At 25.3% G+C, this 2178-nt stretch carries 2 protein-coding genes; both read right to left on the reverse strand.

What is annotated here, in order from left to right; all coding sequences use genetic code 11:
* Positions 1-157: 157 nt before the first annotated feature.
* A complete protein-coding gene (locus tag ON17_RS01355; protein WP_017191700.1) occupies positions 158-1783 on the reverse strand; it encodes a YidC/Oxa1 family membrane protein insertase in 1626 nt (541 codons plus the stop codon).
* 29 nt (positions 1784-1812) lie between these two features.
* Positions 1813-2148, reverse strand: a complete 336-nt coding sequence (gene rnpA, locus ON17_RS01360; protein WP_017191701.1) for a ribonuclease P protein component — start codon at positions 2146-2148, stop codon at positions 1813-1815.
* Between the last annotated feature and the right edge of the window lie 30 nt (positions 2149-2178).

The raw sequence follows: 2178 nt of genomic DNA on the forward strand, positions 1-2178 counted from the left end.
AAAAGTCTTTTTTGATCGAAAAAAGACTATCAATTGAAGTGATTTATTTAATGGTTGTTTGACGATCGCTTATTCAAACTTCCTATGAAAAAATTTAATCACCAACGTCTGCCGAAAACCAAAATAAAAAAATGCAAAAAAAGAAAATAAAAATATTTTATAATCCTTGTTTTTTTAATAAAATATATTTATTTTCCATTAATTTATGATTAATAATTGTTTGAACTATAGTGAATAAATTCCCTACAACCCAATATAAAGATAAAGTTACATCTTTGAAAGAAGCAAAAGTCATTAATCCGATCATCATATAACTGAAAACCTTCATACTTTTTTCTTGAGCTTTTTTTTGTGTTTGTTGTTCTAAAGTTAAAATTTTAGTATTTTGTTTTAAATAAGATGGTTTTTTTAAACTTAATTTGTTTAAGAAAAACATACTTATACCAACGAAAAGAGATAAAACTAATTTAACAATAAGATCAGCTTCTACAGGATTTAAATTAATAAAACCTAAAAAATGTTTTCCAGTGCGAGGAATAAACATTCCGCCATAAACACGGAAACGATTTAAAGACCTTAACATAGCGATGAAAATAGGCATTTGTAAAAAAGTTATAAAAATGCCGAAAATATTAAAATTGTATTTTTTATATACTTTCATTATCTCCATTTGCATTTGCTGCATAGACGTTTTGTCTTTTCTTAAAACGTATTTAGCTCTGATTTTATCTATTTCTGGTTGAGCTAAACTCATATTCAAAGAAAAGGAACTAGTTTTAGTATAGATCGGCCACGATAAAGTTCTAATCAAAATAGTAGTTAAAACGATGCCTAACCCTAAATTACCGAAAAAAATACCATCTTCTTTGCCAGCAAAGACGTTGGAGAAGAAGTCTAAAGAAGAACCGATGAAAATGATTAAAACGTTCCAAATATAACCCCACCCTAAAATGCCAGTCCATCTTAATTTAGAAGGCCATTGGATAGGAGAGTCGCCAGAATCGTCTACAAATAATTTTAAGTTTAAATCTTTTTGTTTTGCGTCTTCTTTTAAAACAAAATAATTGAAGACGCCATTGTCATCTTTTTTCTCTCTGATTGCTTTGTTATAATCATCAGCATGAATTTTTTCTGTCTTCTCTTTATCTTTGAAAATTTCAAAATTTGTGACAATTTTAACAGATTCATCAGAATCTATCTTATAAACCAACAATTTTTGTTTGTTAACCTTGTCATAATCGTTTTGGCCTAGAGCGTAATCAAAATTAGTTCCTCTTTTGATAGTGAAAAACTGTTTAACAACGTTTGCTGGAGGATTTTTTTTCTCATCAAGTTCTTTTTCAAAAGAGAAAAAATAATCTGTTTTATTTAATAAAATAGCATCTATTTTATCTTTTAATGTTTTTTTAAAAGCGTCTATTATTTTTCTACTATTTTCATTTTTTTCAGGAGGGTTAAAATCTTCTTTATTCCATTGTCTAACAACGATATTTTTATTATTTTGAATACCAATTTGAAAAATATTAACATAATTTGAATAATCGGTAAAACTAAAAGATTCTGGATCATTTAATTTTTCCTTCATGCCTTTCAATGTTTTTTTAGTTTGATCTGCAACGATTACATCATGATTAAAAACAATCTTGATATCAGCGTCTTTTAACTCTTCTATGTTTTTCTTAGAAGGAAAAGCCCATTGGAAAAAAATAAATAATAAAATAGTTATCGAAAGAAAGATTAAAATTTTTTGTATTTGTTTAAACGGTAATTTTTTTTTACTCATATTACTAAAATATCCTTATTTAAAAACAATTAAGAAATTTTTTTGATTAAAATTAAGAAATATTTAGATAATCCGACAAAATCAAGTTCTTTCGCTTTTGGTTTAATAACAAGAACGAAAGACATATGAGGATCGATCATATTCATATTTTGATAAATAATCATTCTTAAACGTCTTTTAATTAAATTTCTTTCGTGCGATTTGCCGTATTTTTTACCAATACTTAAAGCAAATTTAAAATGTTTAAAATGGTTATTTTTAGCATAATATAACGTAAAAAAACCATTTCTGATATTTTTATTTTTATTAAGTTTAAAAATAAAATCGATTTCACTAGTTTTTCTTAAAATAAATTTTCTTTTCATGATAAAAATTTATATTATCCTTTTTTTATC

It is taken from the genome of Poinsettia branch-inducing phytoplasma str. JR1, from assembly GCF_000309465.1.
Lineage (GTDB): Bacteria > Bacillota_I > Bacilli_A > Acholeplasmatales > Acholeplasmataceae > Phytoplasma > Phytoplasma pruni.

Coding starts and splice junctions, on each gene's coding strand:
- ON17_RS01355 (WP_017191700.1), bottom strand. CDS start 1,783: ATGAGTAAAAAAAAATTACCGTTTAAACAAATACAAAAAATTTTAATC.
- rnpA (WP_017191701.1), bottom strand. CDS start 2,148: ATGAAAAGAAAATTTATTTTAAGAAAAACTAGTGAAATCGATTTTATT.